Genomic DNA, 19,681 nt, shown 5'->3' with positions numbered 1-19,681 from the left:
CTTGGCACGACTCAGCACCGGAGCACTGAGCGCAGCACTGGCCGTCGTCATGGTGGGGGCCGTGGCCGCGCCCGCCGCCGCGCGAGACCGCGGCTGCTTCGGCACCGGCTCGCCCGTCTCCGGCTCGTCCGATACCGTGGAAGAAGCGCGTCTGGGCAGCCAGCAGGTGCCGGGCGCGCTGATCGCCGCCGGCGGATTCACGCGGTTCCCGCCGCGACTGCGTGCCACCCTCTGCTCCACCCGATCGCTCGGCGCCGCGAAACAGCAGCTCAAGGCCGAAGGGGTGCGGCTGTGGAAGACCGCGGTCGCCCGCGCGCAGGGCCGGATCAGCATGGGGGACATCGAACGTCTCGATGATCGCCCGCTCTACTGGACCCGGCTGACCGGCACCCGCGACATCCGGCGCTGGACCCCGCGCTTTACGCTCTCCACGGCGCAGCGCGACGAGCTTCTTCAGACTTATGAGTACGCGGCCCGCGGTCTCGCCTCGACCGGTTTCCGGTCGGGCGTCACCCGGGTGCTGGTCAGCGGCTTCGACCCCTACCAGCTGGACGCGGAGATCCGCCGTTCCAACCCGTCCGGCGGCGCCGCGCTGCAGCTGGACGGGGCCGTCTTCGTCCGGAACGGGCGCACCGTGCAGGTGCAGGCCGTCGCGCTGCCGGTGACCTGGGGCGGTTTCGACGCGGGCATCGTCGAGGACGCGTTCGGCCCGCACCTGGCCGGGGAGTCGCGGCAGCGGGCCGACCTGATCATGACGATCAGTCAGGGGCGGCGCGGGGTCATGCACGTCGAGCGCTGGGCGGCCGGCTGGCGGGGCGGTGTGCCGGACAACAACAACGAGGGCACTCCTGAGCCGGTGCCGCTCGCGCACGGCTGGCCGCAGCCGGACCCGGCCCCGGAGTGGATCGAGACGACGCTGCCGCACCAGGCGATGGTCGGGGCCGGCACCGGGCCGTGGCCGACCCGCCTCAACCCGCAGCTCTGTGAGTGGGCCGCCGGCGACCGGCCGACCGGTGCGGTGACCTGCCATGACGGCGAGCCGACAGCGGGCGGTCAGGCGTCCTCCGGCGGCGGGGGCAGCTATCTGTCGAACGAGAGCATGTACCGGTCGAACCGGCTGCGCCTGGCGCTCGGCGCGACCGACATTCCGGGCGGCCACCTGCACATCTCGGCCCTGCTCGCGTTCGCCGATCCGGCCGCGCTGCTCGACCCCGCCTTCGCCGCCGACCGGGCCGCCACCATCGAACAGACCGTCCGGCTGGTCGAGGCGGCAGGCGCCGCGACTTGAGCCGTCATTGCTTGCGGTGATGTTGAGAACGCATACGGTGAATCAATGGACACCCGGTGCGGCTGCATCGGCCGTACCGGCCCGCTGAAGTGCTTGTTTCCCGGAACCATCAACCGATGGGACCGTTCTTGACGGTCCCAACGGCCGGTTACACGCAGGCCAGGGCGACCGTGATCATTATGCGGCGCGTCCGCACACGGGGCCCTGTTGCGGCACGGTTACCGAAAAGTTGCCAACGGTGGCAGTTCGCCGACGGTGGATCGCCCTCCCCGCCCCTGTGGCGCGGCGGTTCACGCGGCTCGGGCCCACCCGGAGAGGACACCCATCCCCATGCGCAAGTCTTCGTTCGCCCTGATCGCCGTCGGTCTTCTGGCGTCGGTCACGCTCTCGGCCTGTGACAGCGAGGCTTCCGAAGGCGCTACCGGTAGTGACGCCGCCACTGAGGGCACCAGCAGCGGCAAGGTGACCGGAACCGACGGTGTCGCGGTGATCCTGCCGGACACCACGAGTTCCACCCGGTGGGTCGACGACGACCCGAAGTACCTTCAGGCCGCCTTCGACGCGGCCGGCGTCCCCGCGCAGATCTTCAACGCCGAGGGTGACGAGGAGGAGTTCAAACGGATCGCGAAGACCGCCCTCGACAAGGGGTTCAAGGTGCTGGTCATCGTGAACCTCTCCGCGGCCAGCGGCAAAGCCGTGATCCAGGACGCCCACTCCCGCAACGTGCCGGTGATCGACTACGACCGGCTCACCCTCAACGGTGCCGCCGACTACTACGTCAGCTTCGACAACGAGAAGGTCGGCGAACTGCAGGCCACCGGGCTGCTCAACTGCCTGCGGCGCAAGGGCGTCACCACTCCGGTCATCGCCGAGCTGAACGGTTCGCAGTCGGACAACAACGCCTACCTGTTCAAGGAGGGCTACGACGCGGTCCTGGACAGCCGGTTCGACGACGCCACCGCGCTCAAGGGCCCGGACCAGTTCGTTCCCGGCTGGGACGAGGACAACGCCCGCGAGATCTTCGCGCTGATGCACAAGCAGTACCCGAACATCGACGGTGTGCTGGCCGCCAACGACGGTCTCGGCAACGCGGCCATCGACGTGCTGAAGGAGAAGGGCCGCAACGGCAAGGTCCCGGTCACCGGCCAGGACGCCACGGTCAAGGGTCTGCAGAACATCCTCGCCGGCGACCAGTGCATGACGGTGTACAAGGACACCAAGGCCGAGGCGGACGCCGCGGCCGACCTGGCGATCGGTCTCTACAAGAAGGAGAAGCCGGTCGTCGCGGACAAACTGAAGGACCCGGAGTCCGGCCTCTACATCCCGTTCAAGAAGCTGGAGCCGAAAGCGATCAGCCTGAGCAACATCAAGTCGATCGTCGAAGCCGGTTACGTGGACACCAAGACCCTGTGCACCGCGGACTACCTCAGTTACTGCCGCACCGCCGGCCTCGTCTGATTCTGAAAGCAGCAGCGTCCCCCACCCGGCCCGGGTGGGGGACGCTGCTGCGCGTCAGCGTGACGCGACGGTCTTCAGCTCAGCCGCTCCGAACGAGACCGCGAACCGTTTGCACCAGATGCTGACGCTGCGGAACGCCCCGGGATCGACGCCGGCGGCGATCCGGTAGACCTGGTCGCCGTGGTTGCCCTTGAGTTTGCCCAGCTCGGCGTACTCGCCGTCGTCGAACACCCGCCACCCGGCGGTTCCGGTGCGCACCTGCTGGTCGGAGAGCCACACCCGCAGATCCGGGCCGTCACTGGTGTCCAGGCCGATCAACTCCAGCTGGTGGGTGCCGTCCGGATTGCGTACCACCCGGGCGGCGCCATCGGTGTCGTGCTCATGGGTCACGAACGAGCCCTCCGCGATCACCACCGTCGTGGGGACGTCGTCCGGGGCCGCCGGTGCGGAGGAGCGCGGTGTGGAGGAGGGTGGACTCGACAGCGTGTCGGTCACGACGGTGTCGGTGAACAGCCGCCACGGCTGGAACCAGTAGAGCGCGCCCACACCGAGTGCCGCGATGACGACCCAGACGGCCGGGCGGGTGAGAAGTCGTTGGATCACGTGTACCAGTCAAGCTGTCGCCGGCCTGTGACCGCCAGGCTCGCACGGCTTACGGTCTGCTTACGGACCAGCGCCGGCGCGGATCAGGCGGCGGGCAGGCGCACCTCGAACCGGCGGCCGGGCCGGTGTTGTGCACGCCGACCCGGCCACCGTGGTGAACCGGTCCGGCTACTGCGGTTCGAAGTAGATCTGCATCTCGAAGACCGGCTGATCGGACTGCCGCCGATGTGTTACGCGTTGCCACTGCAAGGCCTGGATCTCGACGGATCCGTCATTCTTGGCGATCCACTGAACTGATCTCAGCAAGATCCGGTTAGGTATTTGTATTCGAAATGGGTCAGGTGCAGCGCGGCGGCGACGACATCGCCGGTGCGGCGTGGGCTTATCGTGGTGCGGCGCAGGGCTTTCCAGCGTCCGACGAGGATCGCGAAGCCGCGTTCGCCCTGCCAGCGCAGACCGCGTAGGAGCCGGTTGTAGGCGCGGTTGTCGACGGCGAGGGGTTTACCGTCGGCCGGTTGCTTGATTGGGGTTTTGATGCCCTGACCAGTGCTTTCGTAGCCGGAGTCGGCCAAGGCCGGCAGGTCGAGTTCGGCGGCGGACCAGTTCAGGGCGGCGGTGACGCCGAGGTCGCGGGCGCAGCTGGTGTCGTGCAGATGCCCCGGCATCGCCGCCGATGTCCAGATCGGCAGTCCGTCCGGGCGCATGATCGCCTGAATGTTCGCGCCGAAGTCGCGGTGCTTTCCGGAGAACCAGGCGTCGATCGTCTTTCCCTTGACCGACAGGGTGGTCTCGGTCAGCCGGTCGCAGTCGAACAGTTTGCCGTCGAGGATGACGTACGACCAGCCGTCGGCGGCGACCCGCTTCAGAGCGGTGTGCAGGTCCTGTGCCTGGGCGGCGAGCACCGCGATGCCCTCGTCGCGGTAGCGGTACGCGGTCGCCCGGGAGACCCCGAAACCGGCGCCCAGCAGTGTCAGGTCTTCCTGCTTACGGAACCAGACGAGTACGAGTAACGCCTGGTAGAAGCAGGTCAGCGCACGTGTCTTCTTCCGCGTGCCACGGGCGCGGCGCTCGGCATGGAGCAACCGCGCCACGTACTGCACCAGTTCCCTCGGGACGTCGACCATGGCACGATAAGCCAGCACGTGGAGCCCTCTCGAAGACGTGGATCTGTCGCAAGACCTGTCTATCGATGGCTCCACGTCTTTTTCGAGGACCGTCCGAAACTACCTATTCACCCGTGTCATCCCGAATCGGCTTCAATTCCTTGCTGAGATCAGTTCACTGAGCCGCTCGATGGAACACTTCCGCTTCGCTGTCGCCGCTGATGCAGACAGCGACAACGTCATGATCGTGTCCGTCCTCCGGTGTCACCGGCAGTTCCCGGCGACTGGGATCGGAGACTGTTCTGCAGCGGCTGGCATCATTTTCATCCCAACTGGATCGACAATTCTGGCAGGTCGGCATCGGGGCATCGCCGCCTCAGGAAAGGACGGTTAGCGTCAGGACGGCGATACCGGCCACGAGTAGACGGATCGACCACCTGACCCGGGTGAACTTGCGGTTCGCGATGAGGTTCGCCGCCCAGATCTGCGTGGCGACCGCCCGCTCGGTGGCCTCATGATCAACCGCCGCCGCGAGCCAGGCGGCGACGAATCCCTCCCGGTCGGTGCCGAAGCGCCGGGCCACCTGACGGTAGTGGTGCAGTGACTCGGTTGCGTTCTCCTGGTGACGCGGTACCAGGGCGAACAGCGCCGACAGGGCACTGAGAACTGATCGAGGGTCTTGCCCGTGACCCGGGCCGTCACCGGGACGAAGTGGTCGGGATGCAGGCCGGCGTATCGCCCGCGGACCACATCGTCGTAGACCCGATCCGAGATGATCATCGCGACCAGTGCGATCTCCGGGCTGACATCCCGCAGAGCCCCCTTGATCACATCCGCGTCGAGCAACCGGTGGGTGTCGTTACGAGCCGTCCCGTTGCCGGTGCTCGACGACGCCGCCGGATCGACCGGCAGGGGACCGACGTGCAGGCTGACCCGAAGCCGCAGTGGCTCCTCGCCGGGGCGGTCGTCGCGAAACTTCGCAAGCCTCTCCTGGAGCAGCATCGGGAACGGGTCGATGAGGGACGGCAGGATGCGCGTCGGCAGCCCGGCGGCGAACCCGTCGCCCGTGTCACCGAAGAAGTACGGGGCGGACCAATCCTCCTCAAGCCCGGCATCGCGCATCGCGTTGCCGACGACTGTCTTGATGGCGGCGGACGTCTCCTCGTGGACGCTGCCGGGAAGCTTGGTGAAGTCCTTGGCGTCCATGGCGAGAATCGCTCGATACGGCGGCAGTGGACGGGATGGAACATGGCTCGACGTCATCGACCTGGGCCTTTCCAGCGGTGACTGGTTGACCAGCTCATCGTGACGGCCGTGGGGCCCGCGCTCAGCCCACCATTGGGCGCTCGACACGTGACGGAACATTCACCCGTCGGCGCGACGACGGAGTTCCGGAACGTCCAGGATGGTGATACATCGGCGGCCCGTTTCGATGAGCCGCTCGACCCTCAACACGCCCAGAGCAAGAACGACGGCGTTGCGCGAGGCGCCGACCAGGTCCGCGAGATCCTGCTGCGGCAGGGCGATGGTGTTCCGGCCAGGCTCGCTCGCCGCCGCGTCATAGAGACGGACCAGTGCCCGCGCCACTCGTTCCAGAACGGGCAGGACGGCCAGCTCGGTGCGCTGGCTGTCGGACTTCCTCAGTCGCCGGTAGGCGTAACGGGCGAAACCGAGGGCCACCTCCCGCCGTTCCGCGAAGCGCCGGAAATCGGGCCCGTGCAGCAGGCGACAGGTCAGGACAGTCAGTGCCGACACCGACACCGACACCGACGCCGACGCCGACGCCGACCGCCGGCCACCGTCGATTGCCGCGATGTCACCGATCACGTCGCCCGCGGACCTGACGGTCAGAACCGCCCGGCCGCCCGCGGGTTCGCTCCGGACCACCTTGACGGCCCCGGCCAGCAGAACATAGACGTAGTCACCGATGTCGCCCTGGCGGCACAGCTGACTACCCGGGTGGAACACCTGCCGAGTTCCGGAGGTTTCCAGGTCCGTCCAGTCGCCTGCCGAGATGAAGACACGGAGGCCGCCATTGGTTGATTGCTGTGTGTGAGGTGCCACAAACCGAACGTATATCGTCGATGCCTGATGCGGGACCACCTCTCCGGCTGACCGGTTCCGGGTCGGGGCCGATCTCGATCGGCCACGTGGAGGTGCCGTCGTCCGGCGGGCTCAGTCCGGAGGGAGGCGCTGGGCCAGGGTCTCCACGGCGAAAGCGGTGGCCGCGGTGACGTCGGCGACCCGGCTCATGTCCACCGTGTCCGGTAGGTCGCCGGGCTGGTGGTAGTGCGGGTTACGGAAGTTGGCCGTGTCGGTGATCTGGACCGCGGGCAGGCCGGCATCCCAGAACGGGAGGTGGTCGCTGCGGGCGAAGTGCTGGGTGAACGGCACCAGGCGCCCGAGTACCGGGCCGAGCACCGGCAGGTCGGTGGGCGCCCGGAGCAGCACTACGCCGGCCGGGCCGGTCAGGGTGGTCAGGGCCGCCGCGAACAGCGCCGCCATGGTGCGACCGGACTGCCGGTAGAGGACGGCACTGAAATCCGCCCGCTGCATGTTGCGCCGGATCCGGCGCACCTGCCCGGGATAGAGCAGGTTCAGCCCAGACGGCAGGTGCTGGCTGCCCGGTAGGGTGCTGGCGAAGCCGAGCATTTCGAAGACGTAGGCGCCGACCACCGTACGCCCGCCGGCTTGTAACTGTCGCACGAGGTGACGGGCACCGTGGAAACCGAGTTCCTCGTGGTCGACCGCGACGAGCAGGACCGTGCGCCGGAACTCCGCCGCGCCCAGGAGCCGGGCGAGTTCGAGCAGGCCGATGAGCCCGGTGCCGTTGTCGTCGGCGCCGCCGGTGCCCGGAACCGTGTCGTGGTGGGCGAGAACCAGCACCATCTCGGCACTCTCGCCCTCCTTGACGGCGACCACGTTGACCCCGTCGAGATCCACATCCGTAAGTACGTCCCCGTACTGGCCGCTGGGACCCCACTGAGGCGCGCCCGGCGCACGGAATTCGTCGAGCCGGGCCGCCCAGCCCGCCCGGGTGAACCGTTCCCGCAAGTCGGTGTCGAAGGCGGCACAGCTCGCCGGAGTCAGCACCCGCACCCGGGGCGCGGGGAGGTCCTTCAGCTCCCGGGCCAGCGCGACGTCGTCGATCGCTGCGCGCAGTTCCCGGACCCGGCCGATCTGCTCGGGATCCAGGGTGGGAAGACGTGGCTCAGCCGCTCCGAACATGACTCACCGTACATCGACGGCCTTTCCCGGGCGGAAGCGCAGGCGCATCGACGTCGGGGCTCGGGTGAACAGGCCCTGCGGGACCGGCGGGTCGGACAGTTCGATGTCGTGCATGGCGTCGAGCAGGGTGTTCGCGGCCACCTCCACCTCGGTCCTGGCCAGCATCGCGCCGACGCAGAAGTGCCGGCCGAGGGCGAAACCGGTGTGGTTGGCGGCGGCCGTGTAAGCCTTGGCGAAGTCCAGGTCGGGGCGGGTCACGTCGAAACGGTCCGGATCGGTGTAGTGGCGGGGGTCGCGGTTGGCGGCGGCGATCAGGCAGATCACGGTGGATCCGGCGGGCACGGTTCCGCCGGAGAGTTCCACGTCGGCGGAGGGTTGCCGCATGATCAGCTGGACGGGTGGTGAGTGCCGCAACGTCTCGGCCAGCGCGTGACCGATCAGGGTGCGGTCGGCGCGGACCTTGGCCATCTGGTCCGGGTTGCGGATCAGGTTGAGCATCATGTTCGCGAGCGCCTTGTCGGTGGTCTCGCCGCCGGCGAGCAGGAGCAGGCTGACGAACGCCTTGACCTGCGCCGCGGTCATCCGGTTGCCGTCGATCTCGGCGGTGCACAGCACCGACATCAGGTCGTCACCCGGGTCGGCGACACGTGCGGCGATCCGGGGCAGCAGATAGTCCGCCAGTTCGTCGCGGGCCCGCAACCCGGCCGCGGCCACTTCGGGGTCCTGGGTCAGGTTGGCCAGGAACCCCATCAACGCCGTGTACCAGCCGTGGAACAGGCCGTGATCGGATTTCGGCAGGCCGAGCATGTCGACGATCACGTTGATCGGGTACCGGGTGGTGAACGCGTCGACCAGGTCGACCTCGCCGTCGTGCCGGAACGCGTCCAGCAGTTCGGTGGCGTTGCGGCGCATCACCGGCACGAACCGGCTGGTCAGCTGATCGCCCCGGAAAGCCGGGGTGACCAGCCGCCGGTGGATCGCATGTTCCCGCCCGTCCATCTGCAGGATCGTGCGGCCGTGTACGGGTTCCAACTGCCAGCTGTAGTTGTCACTGGTGAAGACCGGATCCTTGAAGGCCCGTTCGACGTCGGCGTAGCGGCTGATCACGTACGCGTTCATACCCTCGTGGAAGGCGAGCGGCTCGGTCTCGCGCAGCGCCTCCCAGACTCCGGCCGGGTCGGCGAGGCATTCGGGGGAGAGGATGTCGGTGACGGTCATCAGAGTCCTTCCGAGGGAGTCGACAGCCATCCTCTCTGGAGGGTATCCGCCCTTGAGCCGCCATCGAACGGGCCGCGACGATCAGGTGAATCTTCCACCCTCCCGCTGGTACCACGGTTGCGGTAGTCGGGATGCCGCACCTGGACGACGACAAGCTTGACTTCATCGGAGATCGTCGGAGTCGTGTCAGCAACAGCGCAACCCCCTCGCCGCCGCCCGCCCTGGTGGAAGCTGGTCGCCGCGCTGGCGCTGACGGCCGGTGCGATCGAGTTGGCACGGCGGCAGTTCCCGGACCTGTCGTCGCTCTCGGACGCCGCGAACCTGATGAACCCGTGGTGGGCAGCGCTGGCCGTGTGCACCGGAACCGCGTCACAGTTGGCTTTCTCGTACCAGCAGCGGGTCTTGCTCGGCGCTTTCGACGTTGAACTTCGGCGTCGGGACGCGATCGCGCTCACCTACAGCGGCGGCGCGATCAGCATGGTCGCACCGGCGGGGGCAGCCGTCGCCGCCGCGTACACGTTCCGGCACTATCAGCGGCGCGGCGCGACAGCCGCGGTGGCGACGGTGGTGACGCTGCTGTCCGGCGTCATCTCGGTGTTGTCACTGGTTCTGCTGTACGGGGTGGGTGCGCTCGTCGTCGTATCGCTGCCGTCCGGGAAGTGGGAGCCGGCCGGGACCGAGGCCGTGGCGGCCGTGCTGCTCGCCGCCGTGCTGGCCGTCGCGGGATGGCGGTTCCGGCGGGCCGCCGCGAAGCTGCTGACCCGCTGGGCCGCCACCACCCGCCTCGTCAACGAGATCCGCCGGGCGGTCGGCGCCGCCCGGGCGGTGCGGGGCCGCGAGTGGGCGGCGGTGATGGCGTTCGCGGCCGGGAAATGGGCGCTCGACCTGGCCTGCCTGATGGCGGTCGCGGCGACCTTCGAGGCCCAGGTCGGCTGGGTGCGGCTGGCCGGCGTCTACCTGACGATGCAGGTGATCCGGCAGGTGCCGCTGACCCCGGGCGGCATCGGCCTGATCGAGGCGAGCCTGCTGGCCGGCCTGGTCGCGGCCGGTGCCACCACGGCGACCGCGGTGGTCATCGTCCTCGCCTACCGTCTCATCACGTTCTGGCTGACGCTGCCCGCCGGCGTCGCCGCACACCTCTACCTGCGTACGCCACCTGAAACAGCCGCCCGGTCGACGGCCGGTGACCCCTGTCATTCGCGCTGATCAGGTGGTGCGGGACAGGTCCAGCACGAACCGGTAGCGCACGTCGTTGCGCTTCAAGCGGGCCAGCGCCTCGTTGACGTCGGGGGCGCGAGCGGGTCGAAGCTCATCGAGCCGAGCGCCCCGAGCGCGCACAGTGTCCCGTCCAGCCGAAGCGCCCGCAGGTACGGGGTCAGGTCGTGCGGTGCCGACGCCGTGTCCAGGACGAAGTCCAGCCGCCCGGCCTGCGCTTGCATCGCGGTGGCGTCGGTGGAGACGACGACCTCGTCCGCACCCAGCTCCTTGGCGCCCGCACCCTTGGCGGCCGAACGGTCTTCACCGCGGCGCTGACCGCGATCGTGGACGCCGTCCCGGTCGACGGGACCGATCTTCCCGGATACGCGGTCCGGCTCTACGACGAATACCTCGCGCACCCCGAGCTGATCCGCCTGGCCGCCTGGTGCCGCCTCGAACGCCGCCCGGCCGGCCCGCTCACCGCCGGCCCACCGCCGCGCGAGCAGGAGAAACTCGACAACATCGCGGCCGCGCAGGCCTCCGGTCACATCGACGACAGCTTCGAGCCGTTCGACGTGTTCGTCACGGTGATCGCCCTGTCCATGACATGGTCACCGGTGAGCACCACCTTCACCGCGACCTCGGCGGACACCGAGGCCGACCACGACCGGCGCCGCGGTGTCCTGCGCACGCTGGTCGCGCGGGCGTACGCGCCATCCGTGGGCGCTTGACCGCTCGTGGCGGTACGGGCGACCGGTCTCGCGGACCGGTCGCCCGTACCGCCGTCTTCGGCCAGAACGGCTAGAACCTGACTTCGCCCTGGTTGAAGACGCGGGGCAGGTAGTAGGCGGTCTGGATCTCCGCGTTGGTGTTGCTGCCGCGCAACTGCTCGGACCAGATCATGAACCAGGTCCAGTTCGGCTGGTTGTTCAGCAGGGCCGCGGTCGGCACCTTGCCCATCTCGGCGATCGCGACGGGCTTACCCGCGGCGATCGACTGGATCTGCTGGTAGTCGCCGCTGGACGGGTGGTTCTTGTACCAGACGTCGAGGGAGACCACGTCGGCGTAGTCGCCACCGGGGTAGTACTGCGACCAGTTGGCGTTCGGGTTGTCCTGCACGTTCCACACCCAGATCAGGTTGTCCAGGCCCTGACTGTCGAAGTAGTCCCGCATCTGCTGGAAGATCTTCGCGCCGCCGTTGACGCCGGGCCGCCCGCCCCACCAGTTCCAGGTCTCGTTCATCTCGTGGAATGGGCGCCAGAGCACCGGGACACCGGCGTCCTTCAACTGGCGCAGGTAGGGCACGACCTCGGCCATCCGGCTGCGCCAGGTGTTGCTGAGCGCGGTGCCGCCGGTGACGACCTGCTGGAACTGGGTGTTGCTGATGGTGGTCTTGACACCGCCGTCGAAGCCGCAGGTGGCGCCGACGGTGGGGGAGCAGGCGTGCCAGGTCAGCGCCACCAGGGAACCGTTGGCCCATTCGGTCTTGGCCTGGTCGACGACCCGCTGCCGGTTGGCGACGTCGGCGGCGTTGAACATCAGGTCGCCGCCCCACAGACCGGGCCACTGACCGGTGATGTCGCGGACCTGCTGGGTGTACTGGCCGGGGCTGGCAGCGGGTTCCTTGTTGTGCTGTCCACTGACGATGTTCTTGCCGGTGATCGACCGCAGGTAGGTGAGCACGGTCTGTTTCGGGGTGGCGGGGAACGCCTGTGCCGGGGCCGCGACGGTGGTCGCCAGCAGAGTGCCGGCGAGCAGGAGCCGGGGGATCTTCATGGGAGGGGGTCCTCCTTCGGGGGAATGTGACGCCCAGCTTTGGGCAGACCCGAAGGCGTGTCAATGGTTACATTAATAATTTATAAAAAGCCGCCTGCTGGTACGGGTACCGCAGCGCGCCCGGTCAGCCCGCTTGACGGGCGGTGTGACCTGGGGCGACGGAAGCCTGCACGACCAGTGCCGCGGCACCGATGGCGGCCGCGTCCCGGGGCTGCGCCGACAACTCGACCGTGACACCGGGCCGCTGCCGTGCGTGCGCCGCCCGGTCCAGGTGGGCGCGCAGCCGGCGCGCGAAGATCGAGCCGGCGCGGGCGACTCCCGGCCCGGTGAGCACCAGGCGCCCGAGGTTGAGCAGGTTCACCATGGACGTGGTCGCCGCGCTGAGCCGTTCGGCCGCCCGGTCGAGGAGCAGGTGGGCGTCGGTGTCGCCGTTGACCGCGGCCCGTGCGATGGCGTCGTAGGCACTGGACTCGCCGTCGTCCAGCGCCAGCCGCGCGCGCAGGCCGGCGTCCTCGCGGGCCGCGACGACGATCGCGCGCATCGACGCGTACTGCTGCACGCAGCCACGATTGCCGCACGGGCACCAGCGCCCGTCGTAGTCGATGGAGACGTGGCCGAGTTCGCCGGCGCCGGAGTCCGCGCCGCGGTACAGCGCCCCGCCGAAGACGAACCCGGCGCCGATCTCGGTGGACAGGTAGATGCAGGCGAACGCCTGTTCGCGGGAGACCCGCCGGCTCCAGAACTCGCCGAGTGCCGCGGCCGCCGCGTCGTTGTCGGTCAGCACCGGAAGGCCGAGCCGTCGCGCCAGCTCGCCACGCACGTCACCGATCCCGGAGGCGGGACCGGAGGCGACGCCGGGTTGGGGGGCCGGCGTGACGATCGCCAGCCCCTCGATGCGGTCGGTGGGCAGGTTCAGCCCGGCGGTGAAGTCGCCGAACCGCTCGGCCAGCCGGCCCGCGTCCCAGGGCTCGCCGGGCAACCGGGGAACGACCTCGCGGCCGACCACGCCGCCGGTCAGGTCGACGGCCATGCAGGTGACCGTGTCCGGGCCGACGCTGAAGCCGACACCGAACCGGTTGGCGGGGCTGATCGCGATCAGTTTGCGGCGCCGGCCCAGCGCCGAGTCGGCCGAGCCGGTCTCGTGGATGATGCCGTCCGCGATCAGGTCGCGGACGATGTTGGAGATCGACGGCTGGGTGAGCCCGGTCAGCGCGGCCAGTTCGACACGGGTGACGGTCACCGACGACCGGACGATGTCGACGATGAGGGCGCGACTCCCCGGCCCGGCGGCGGGTGCTTCTCGTCGAGCCATCTCGGGTCGGTGCTCCGGTTCATCCCCGTGAGCGGCCAGCCCGCTCAGCGATACCGTACCCGGCCCGGCGACGGCGCCCGGCCCGACCTGCTCGGCGTAAAATAAATTAGTAATCTAATCTTGACAGTGCTGTAACGGCCGTCTCATGCTGTGGCCTCAACGGGCGGTGCCGCATCCGCCTTCGTCGAATCGCATCCGTGGACGGAACCCAGCATGATCAATAGAAGGCGTCTCGCCGGCTTCGGCGCGGCCACCGTGTTCGCTCTCCTGGCCGGATGCACCGGCTGTACCGGCGGCGCCGGCAGCCAGGACAACGGCACCGCCGGTGACTTCTCCGGCGAGGTCAAGGGCGACATCACGGTCCTGACCAACCGGACCGACCTGGTCGACACCACCCTCGCTGACTACGCGAAGGCCTTCGAAGCCGCACACCCCGGCACCGACGTCACCTTCGAGGGCGTCACCAACTACGAGGAGGACGTCACCACCCAGCTCGGCAGCGGCGACTACGGCGACGTACTGCTGATCCCGAATGTCGTCGCCCTCGACCAGTACCCGCAGTTCTTCGAACCGCTCGGCACCACCGCGGAACTCAAGGCCGAGTACCGGTTCGTCGACCAGGGCGTCCATCAGGGCAGAGGCTATGGCCTGTCGCTGGGTGGCATCGCCAAGGGTTTCGTCGTCAACAAGCGGATCTGGGCGCAAGCCGGGATCACCGCGCCGCCGAAGACGCCGGAGGACTTCCTCGCCGGACTCCAGGCCATCGCCGACAAGACCGACGCGGTGCCGTACTACACCAACTACAAGGACGGCTGGCCGCTGAGCGAGTGGAACAGCCACCGCGCGGTACTGGCCGACCCGCGGATCAACGACGAGTTCCCGGCCGACGCTGAACCGTGGCAGCCCGGTGGGATCCAGTACGTCACCGACAGCCTGCTGTTCGACATCGTGAACCGCAAGCTCACCGAGAAGGACCCGCTCACCACGAACTGGGAGGGATCCAAGCCGATGCTCGGCACCGGCCGGATCGCGGCCATGCTGCTCGGCTCGTGGGCCGTCCCGCAGGTGCAGGAAGCCGCCAAGGCCGCCGGTGCGAACCCCGGCGACATCGCCTTCTGGCCGTTCCCGTATCAGAACGGCGGAAAGTTCCACGCCGCGATCGACGGCGACAAGCTCGCCGCGGTCAGCCGGAACTCCACGAACAAGGCCACCGCGCACGCCTTCCTGACGTGGTTCGTCACCGAGTCCGGGTTCGCCGCCGGTCAGCAGGCCATCCCGCCGGCCATCGACCAGGAACTGCCCCAGAGCCTCCAGGACTTCACCGCCACCGGCGTCGAACTCGTGGAGGTGCCGCCGGCTACCACCAACGCCGGCAAGGAGGACCAGATCATCAAGGAGTCGGAGATCGACCTCAAGGGCGACATCTACCGGCAGAAACTCGTCGACATCGCCCGCGGTGCCGCCGACGGCACCAAGGAGTCCTACTTCGCCGACCTCAACAAGCGGTGGAGCGCGGCCCAGGCCCGGGTCATGAAGTGACCAGGCAGAGCCCTTGGCGGTACGTCGCCCCCGCACTGATCCTGCTGGTCACCTTCACCTACGTGCCGGTCGGCAACATGCTGTTCTACAGCTTCCACCAGTGGGACGGCCTGGACGTCACGATGACCCCGGCCGGGCTGGACAACTACGTGCGGGTCTTCACCGACGAACGGTACTGGCGGGTCTTCCTGATCAGCCTCTACTACCTCGCGGCGTCGTTCGCGCAGATCGCGATCGCCCTGTATTTCGCGGTGATCCTGTCGTTCGACACCCGGTTCCGGAACCTGTTCAAAGGCATCCTGTTCTTCCCGTACCTGCTCAACGGGGTCGCCGTCGGCTTCGTCTTCCTCTACCTCTTCCAGCCCGACGGCACCCTCGACACCCTGCTGCGGCTGTTCGGTCTCGGCGAACACACCAAGCTGTGGCTGGGCGACCCGGATCTCGCCAACATCTCCCTGGCCGGCACGTCGATCTGGCGGTTCACCGGGCTCAATTTCGTGCTGTTCCTCGGCGCGATCCAGTCGATTCCCGGTGAGATCTACGAGGCCGCCGAGATCGACGGCGCGAACCGGTGGCACCAGTTCCGGCACATCATCGCCCCCGGCATCCGCCGGATCATCAGCCTCTCGTTCATTCTGGCGATCTCCGGCAGCCTCGCCGTCTTCGAGATCCCGTTCATCATGACCGGCGGTGCGAACGGCACCCGCACGTTCGTCGTGCAGGCCTACGAGACCGCTTTCCAGTTCCGGCAGATCGGCCTGGCCTCGGCGATGGCGGTGGTCCTGCTGCTGATCGTCCTGCTTCTCACCTGGATCCAGCGCCGGGTCCTCCCCGACGAAGAGGTGACCCTGACATGAGGATCGTGGCGCGGTTCGCCAAATACGCCTCGCTGGTGGGCGCGTCGGCGGTGGTGCTGATTCCCTTGGTGGTGGTGCTGTTCGCGTCCTTCAAGACGCATGCGGAGTACGGCAGCACCGGCCCGCTCACCCCACCGCGGAACTGGTTGCACCTCGACAATTTCGTCACCGCCTGGACCGGCGGCGACATGCTGCGCGGCTTCGTGAACACCACTCTGATCCTGGTGGTGTCCCTGGCCGGTACGATCGCGGTCGGCACTCTGGCGGCGTACGCCATCAATCGTTTTGAATTCGCTTTCAAGAGGTTGATCCTCGGGCTCTTCCTGGTCGCCGCTCTGGTGCCCGGGGTCACCACGCAGGTCGCGACCTATCAGATCGTCAAGTCGATGGGCCTGGTCAACACGCCGTGGTCGGCGATCGTGCTGTTCATGGGCACCGACATCATCTCGATCTACATCTTCCTGCAGTTCATGCAGTCGATCCCGGCGAGTCTGGACCAGGCCGCCATGATGGACGGCGCGTCCCGTTTCACCATTTACCGGCGGATCATTCTGCCACTGATGAAACCGGCCGTCGCCACCGTCGTGATCATCAAGGGAATCGCGATCTACAACGAGTTCTACATCCCGTTCCTCTATATGCGATCACCGGAACTCAACGTCGTCTCCACCGCTCTGTTCCGGTTCAAAGGTCCCTACGGGGCGCAGTGGGAGACCATCGCCGCCTGCACCATGATCGTCATCGTTCCCACCGTGGTGATCTTCCTGTTGCTGCAGCGCTTCATCTACAACGGCATCACCGCGGGAGCCACCAAATGAAACAGATCAACGACCTCTCCGGTACGTGGCGGCTGTCCGGAACCGACGTCGACCTCGCCGCGACCGTTCCCGGTTGTGTGCACACCGACCTGCTCGCCGTCGGCCGGATCCCGGATCCGTTCCTCGACGACAACGAGCTGAAGGTCGCGTGGGTGGGCCGTCAGGACTGGACCTACCAGCGTGACATCGGCTGGGACGGGCCGGTCCCCGACCGCATCGACCTGGTCTTCGAAGGCCTCGACACGGTCGCCCGGATCGAGATCGACGGCGCGGTGGTCGGCGAGACCCGTAACATGCACCGCGCCTACCGCTTCGACGTGACCTCCCGGATCACCGCCGAGTCGTCAGTGGCGGTGCACTTCACCTCGGCCTACACCGAGGCCGAACAGTGGCGTGACCGTCTCGGGGACCGGCCCAACGCCTATCCGGAGCCGTTCCCGTTCATTCGCAAGATGGCCGCGAGTTTCGGCTGGGACTGGGGACCGACACTGGTCACCGCCGGTATCTGGCGACCGGTGCGCCTCGAGGGCTGGAGCACCGCCCGGATCGCCGCGGTGCGACCGCTGGCCACGTACGCCGGAAGTTCCGGAAAACTGGACCTGGCCGTCGACATCGAGCGCACCCGGGATCGCGCGCTGCAGGCGAAGGTCCTTGTCAACGACCGCGAGATCGCCGTCCTGGATCTCGCGGCGGGGGAGACCGGCATCCGCCGCGAGATCGACGTGCCCGGCGTGACGCCGTGGAATCCGATCGGGTACGGCGAACCCGCGCTCCACATGGTGACGGTCATCTTGACCGACGGTGACGATGCTGAACTTGACCGCTATCAACAATTGACCGGATTCCGCACCGTACATATTGACCGCAGCGCGGACGATGCCGGCACCCGTTTCGTCATCCACGTCAACGGTCAACCCGTCCTGGTCAAGGGCGTCAACTGGATCCCGGACGACATCTTCCCGTCCCGGATGACCCGGCAACGCTACGAGCTGCGGTTACGGCAGGCCGCCGACGCCGGGGTCAACCTGATCCGGGTCTGGGGTGGCGGCATCTACGAGGACCGGGCCTTCTATGAACTGTGCGACGAACTCGGGCTGATGGTCTGGCAGGACTTCCTGTTCGCCTGCGCCTGCTATCCCGAGGAGGAACCGATCCGCTCCGAAGTGCACGCCGAAGCCCGGGACAACATCACCCGGCTCAGCCCGCACCCCAGCCTGATCACCTGGAACGGCAACAACGAGAACCTCTGGCTGCACGAGGCGATGGGCTGGAACGATCACCCCGGCGGGGACCTGAGCTGGGGATCCGGCTACTACCTGACCGATCTGCCGACGATCGTCGCCGAACTCGACCCGACCCGCCCGTACCAGGCCGGCAGCCCTTGGTCCGGCTCCCCGGACCTCGACCCGAACTCGCCCGACCATCAGACCATGCACTCCTGGGAGGTCTGGAACCGCGAGGACTACCTGCACTACCGCGACACCACGCCCCGGTTCGTCGCCGAGTTCGGCTGGCAGGCCCCGCCGGCCTGGCGCACCCTGCGTGACGCCGTCACCGACGAACCGATGCGGCCCGGCTCGCCCGGCGTACTGCACCACCAGAAAGCCGAGGACGGCAACGGCAAACTCGCCCGCGGCCTAGCACCGCACTTCCCGGAGCCGGCCAGCACCGAAGCCTGGCACTACCTGACCCAGCTCAACCAGGTCCGGGCCGTGCGCACCGGCATCGACCACTGGCGCTCGCACTGGCCGCACACCGCCGGAACCATCGTGTGGCAGCTCAACGACCTGTGGCCGGTCACCTCGTGGGCCGCGATCGACGGCGCCGGCCGTCTCAAACCGCTGTACTTCGCATTGCGCGCGCTCTACGCCGACCGTCGCCTGACCATCGAACCCCGCGACGGCGGCCTGGCCGTCGCGATCCTCAACGACCACGCCGCCCCGTGGACCGGTGACCTGATGGTCGAACACCGCGACACGGGCGGGGCCGTGCTGGCCACCACGGTCATCCCGGTGAGCGCGGCGGCCCGCTCGGTCACGCTGACCGCTATCGACCATAGTGATGCCGCCCTGGTGGTGGCGACCCTCGGTGACGTGCGGGCACTCCACCACACCGGAGACACGGCGGTACCCGACGGCGGCCTGACGGTCACCGCCGAGATCGTGCCCGGCGGCCTGGACGTGCACCTGCACGCCACCGGCCTGGCCCGCGACATCCTGCTGCAACCCGACCGCATCCACCCGGACGCCGTCGTCGACCAGGGATTCGTCACCCTGCTACCCGGCGAATCCACCACCCTGCACGTGCGCGCCCCGGCCGAACTCGACCCCCACTCGATCAAGGAGCCTTGGGTCGTCACCGACCTGGCCGCGGCCCTCAGCGGCAGGTGACTGCCCTGGCGGTACGGTATCGCCTGGTGGACAGACGGGGAGGGAACGGTGGCGCGGTCGCAACGGCGGGTCGGGCTCGTGCTGGCGCGGGCCTCACGGGTGCTGGGCGAGGAACCGTATTATCACGAGTTCCTCGAAGGGCTGGAGCGCGTGCTCACCCCGGCCGGAGTGTCGGTGCTGGTCAAGGTCGTCACCGACCGTGACGCCGAGAGTGAGACCTACGAGCGGTGGGCCGCCCAGGGCCGGGTCGACGGTGTCGTGCTGGTCGACCTGTGGCCCGGCGACGACCGGGTCGCCCTGGTGCACCGGCTGAAGCTGCCGGCGGTGGTGCTCGGCGCCCCGTCGACGGCGTCCGGCCTGCCGACGGTGTGGACCGACGACGCCGGATTCGCCCGGGAGGCGATCCGGCTGCTCGCCGACCGCGGGCACCGGGTGATCGGGCACATCAGCGGCCCGATGGCGTTCGCACACACCCAACTGCGGCGCGAGGGCACCGAGGCGGAGGCCGGGGCGCGCGGGCTGCGGCTGCTGCACGCCGAGGGCGATTATTCGTACGAGTCGGGTCGCACCGCCATGGCCGAGCTGATCGGCGGCGCCCCGACCGCGGTGGTGTGCGACAACGACCTGATGGCCCTGGCCGTGCTCGCCGAACTGGCCGACCGGGGCGTGGCCGTCCCCCGGGACATCTCGGTGGTGGCCTGGGACGACTCCGCGTTGTGCCAGCTGGCCGTGCCGCCGCTGTCCGCGATGAGCCACGACGTCGGCCGCATCGGCGAACTGGCGGCCCGCGCCGTGCTCGACACCCTCGACGGCGCCGAACCGGCGGTCTACCAGGCGCCGGCCGCCCAGTTCGTCGCCCGCGACAGCACCCGCTGACGCCCTTTCACACGCGGG

Annotated in this window: 19 protein-coding genes; 10 read left to right on the top strand and 9 right to left on the bottom strand. The window is 68.5% G+C overall.

The window, feature by feature from the left end:
• The first annotated feature begins 1 nt into the window (after window position 1).
• Together BLU81_RS11860 and BLU81_RS11855 are read left to right on the top strand one after the other, a co-directional pair.
• Window positions 2-1,288 carry a hypothetical protein gene (locus BLU81_RS11860; protein WP_197686200.1) on the top strand — a complete coding sequence of 429 codons (1,287 nt, stop codon included), beginning with the start codon at window positions 2-4 and terminating at the stop codon, window positions 1,286-1,288.
• Window positions 1,289-1,618: 330 nt separating this feature from the next.
• A complete protein-coding gene (locus tag BLU81_RS11855; protein ID WP_092544279.1) occupies window positions 1,619-2,746 on the top strand; it encodes a sugar ABC transporter substrate-binding protein in 1,128 nt (375 codons plus the stop codon).
• A gap of 54 nt (window positions 2,747-2,800) precedes the next feature.
• On the opposite strand, the gene BLU81_RS11850 is transcribed toward BLU81_RS11855, so the two are convergent.
• The 3 genes from BLU81_RS11850 to BLU81_RS47930 all read right to left on the bottom strand — a co-directional run bounded on the left by BLU81_RS11850 (window position 2,801) and on the right by BLU81_RS47930 (window position 5,089).
• The gene (locus BLU81_RS11850; protein ID WP_092544278.1) at window positions 2,801-3,349 is read right to left on the bottom strand and encodes a DM13 domain-containing protein; all 549 of its coding nucleotides are present in this window, start codon (window positions 3,347-3,349) and stop codon (window positions 2,801-2,803) included.
• A gap of 299 nt (window positions 3,350-3,648) precedes the next feature.
• Window positions 3,649-4,491 (bottom strand): transposase family protein, encoded by an 843-nt coding sequence (locus BLU81_RS11845; protein WP_172890509.1) that lies wholly within the window; start codon window positions 4,489-4,491, stop codon window positions 3,649-3,651.
• Between the two features lie 337 nt (window positions 4,492-4,828).
• Window positions 4,829-5,089 carry a Pycsar system effector family protein gene (locus BLU81_RS47930; RefSeq protein ID WP_231954764.1) on the bottom strand — a complete coding sequence of 87 codons (261 nt, stop codon included), beginning with the start codon at window positions 5,087-5,089 and terminating at the stop codon, window positions 4,829-4,831.
• 83 nt (window positions 5,090-5,172) lie between these two features.
• On the opposite strand from BLU81_RS47930, the gene BLU81_RS47925 reads away from it, so the two are divergent.
• Window positions 5,173-5,739 carry a hypothetical protein gene (locus tag BLU81_RS47925; protein ID WP_157751494.1) on the top strand — a complete coding sequence of 189 codons (567 nt, stop codon included), beginning with the start codon at window positions 5,173-5,175 and terminating at the stop codon, window positions 5,737-5,739.
• A gap of 78 nt (window positions 5,740-5,817) precedes the next feature.
• Here the strand turns inward: BLU81_RS47925 and BLU81_RS11835 are convergent, their stop codons facing one another.
• The 3 genes from BLU81_RS11835 to BLU81_RS11825 all read right to left on the bottom strand — a co-directional run bounded on the left by BLU81_RS11835 (window position 5,818) and on the right by BLU81_RS11825 (window position 8,898).
• Window positions 5,818-6,420, bottom strand: coding sequence for a Crp/Fnr family transcriptional regulator (locus tag BLU81_RS11835; RefSeq protein ID WP_231954427.1), 603 nt, complete (start codon window positions 6,418-6,420; stop codon window positions 5,818-5,820).
• A gap of 207 nt (window positions 6,421-6,627) precedes the next feature.
• A complete protein-coding gene (locus BLU81_RS11830) occupies window positions 6,628-7,680 on the bottom strand; it encodes a M28 family peptidase (RefSeq protein ID WP_092544272.1) in 1,053 nt (350 codons plus the stop codon).
• A 3-nt stretch (window positions 7,681-7,683) separates the two neighbouring features.
• Window positions 7,684-8,898 (bottom strand): cytochrome P450, encoded by a 1,215-nt coding sequence (locus BLU81_RS11825; protein WP_092556952.1) that lies wholly within the window; start codon window positions 8,896-8,898, stop codon window positions 7,684-7,686.
• Window positions 8,899-9,081: 183 nt separating this feature from the next.
• Here BLU81_RS11825 and BLU81_RS11820 point away from each other — a divergent pair, with 183 nt between their 5' ends.
• Window positions 9,082-10,104: a lysylphosphatidylglycerol synthase transmembrane domain-containing protein gene (locus tag BLU81_RS11820; protein WP_157751493.1), complete on the top strand. Its 1,023-nt coding sequence runs from the start codon at window positions 9,082-9,084 to the stop codon at window positions 10,102-10,104.
• A gap of 53 nt (window positions 10,105-10,157) precedes the next feature.
• On the opposite strand, the gene BLU81_RS52045 is transcribed toward BLU81_RS11820, so the two are convergent.
• On the bottom strand, window positions 10,158-10,379 hold the full coding sequence (locus tag BLU81_RS52045) for a hypothetical protein (protein ID WP_373873375.1): 222 nt from the start codon (window positions 10,377-10,379) through the stop codon (window positions 10,158-10,160).
• Here BLU81_RS52045 and BLU81_RS49130 point away from each other — a divergent pair.
• Window positions 10,281-10,826, top strand: a complete 546-nt coding sequence (locus BLU81_RS49130; protein ID WP_172890531.1) for a TetR/AcrR family transcriptional regulator — start codon at window positions 10,281-10,283, stop codon at window positions 10,824-10,826. The genes BLU81_RS52045 and BLU81_RS49130 overlap by 99 nt on opposite strands.
• A 70-nt stretch (window positions 10,827-10,896) precedes the next feature.
• Here the strand turns inward: BLU81_RS49130 and BLU81_RS11805 are convergent, their stop codons facing one another.
• Both BLU81_RS11805 and BLU81_RS11800 read right to left on the bottom strand, forming a co-directional pair.
• On the bottom strand, window positions 10,897-11,871 hold the full coding sequence (locus BLU81_RS11805) for a glycosyl hydrolase (RefSeq protein ID WP_092544264.1): 975 nt from the start codon (window positions 11,869-11,871) through the stop codon (window positions 10,897-10,899).
• A 124-nt stretch (window positions 11,872-11,995) separates the two neighbouring features.
• Window positions 11,996-13,183 carry an ROK family protein gene (locus tag BLU81_RS11800; protein ID WP_092544262.1) on the bottom strand — a complete coding sequence of 396 codons (1,188 nt, stop codon included), beginning with the start codon at window positions 13,181-13,183 and terminating at the stop codon, window positions 11,996-11,998.
• Between the two features lie 213 nt (window positions 13,184-13,396).
• On the opposite strand from BLU81_RS11800, the gene BLU81_RS11795 reads away from it, so the two are divergent.
• The 5 genes from BLU81_RS11795 to BLU81_RS11775 are packed head-to-tail and all read left to right on the top strand — an operon-like array spanning window position 13,397 to window position 19,663.
• Window positions 13,397-14,722: an ABC transporter substrate-binding protein gene (locus tag BLU81_RS11795; RefSeq protein ID WP_092544260.1), complete on the top strand. Its 1,326-nt coding sequence runs from the start codon at window positions 13,397-13,399 to the stop codon at window positions 14,720-14,722.
• Window positions 14,719-15,579: a carbohydrate ABC transporter permease gene (locus BLU81_RS11790; protein WP_231954426.1), complete on the top strand. Its 861-nt coding sequence runs from the start codon at window positions 14,719-14,721 to the stop codon at window positions 15,577-15,579. The genes BLU81_RS11795 and BLU81_RS11790 overlap by 4 nt, the downstream gene beginning before the upstream one ends.
• Complete coding sequence (locus BLU81_RS11785) at window positions 15,576-16,397, top strand: carbohydrate ABC transporter permease (RefSeq protein WP_092544256.1); 822 nt, start codon at window positions 15,576-15,578, stop codon at window positions 16,395-16,397. The genes BLU81_RS11790 and BLU81_RS11785 overlap by 4 nt, the downstream gene beginning before the upstream one ends.
• Window positions 16,394-18,787, top strand: coding sequence for a glycoside hydrolase family 2 protein (locus BLU81_RS11780; protein ID WP_092544254.1), 2,394 nt, complete (start codon window positions 16,394-16,396; stop codon window positions 18,785-18,787). Before BLU81_RS11785 ends, BLU81_RS11780 begins: the two co-directional genes overlap by 4 nt.
• Before the next feature lie 48 nt (window positions 18,788-18,835).
• Window positions 18,836-19,663 (top strand): LacI family DNA-binding transcriptional regulator, encoded by an 828-nt coding sequence (locus BLU81_RS11775; RefSeq protein ID WP_092544252.1) that lies wholly within the window; start codon window positions 18,836-18,838, stop codon window positions 19,661-19,663.
• The last annotated feature ends 18 nt before the right edge of the window (window positions 19,664-19,681 follow it).

Source organism: Actinoplanes derwentensis (assembly GCF_900104725.1).
Lineage (GTDB): Bacteria > Actinomycetota > Actinomycetes > Mycobacteriales > Micromonosporaceae > Actinoplanes > Actinoplanes derwentensis.
This window is presented reverse-complemented; position numbering and strand designations above follow the sequence as displayed.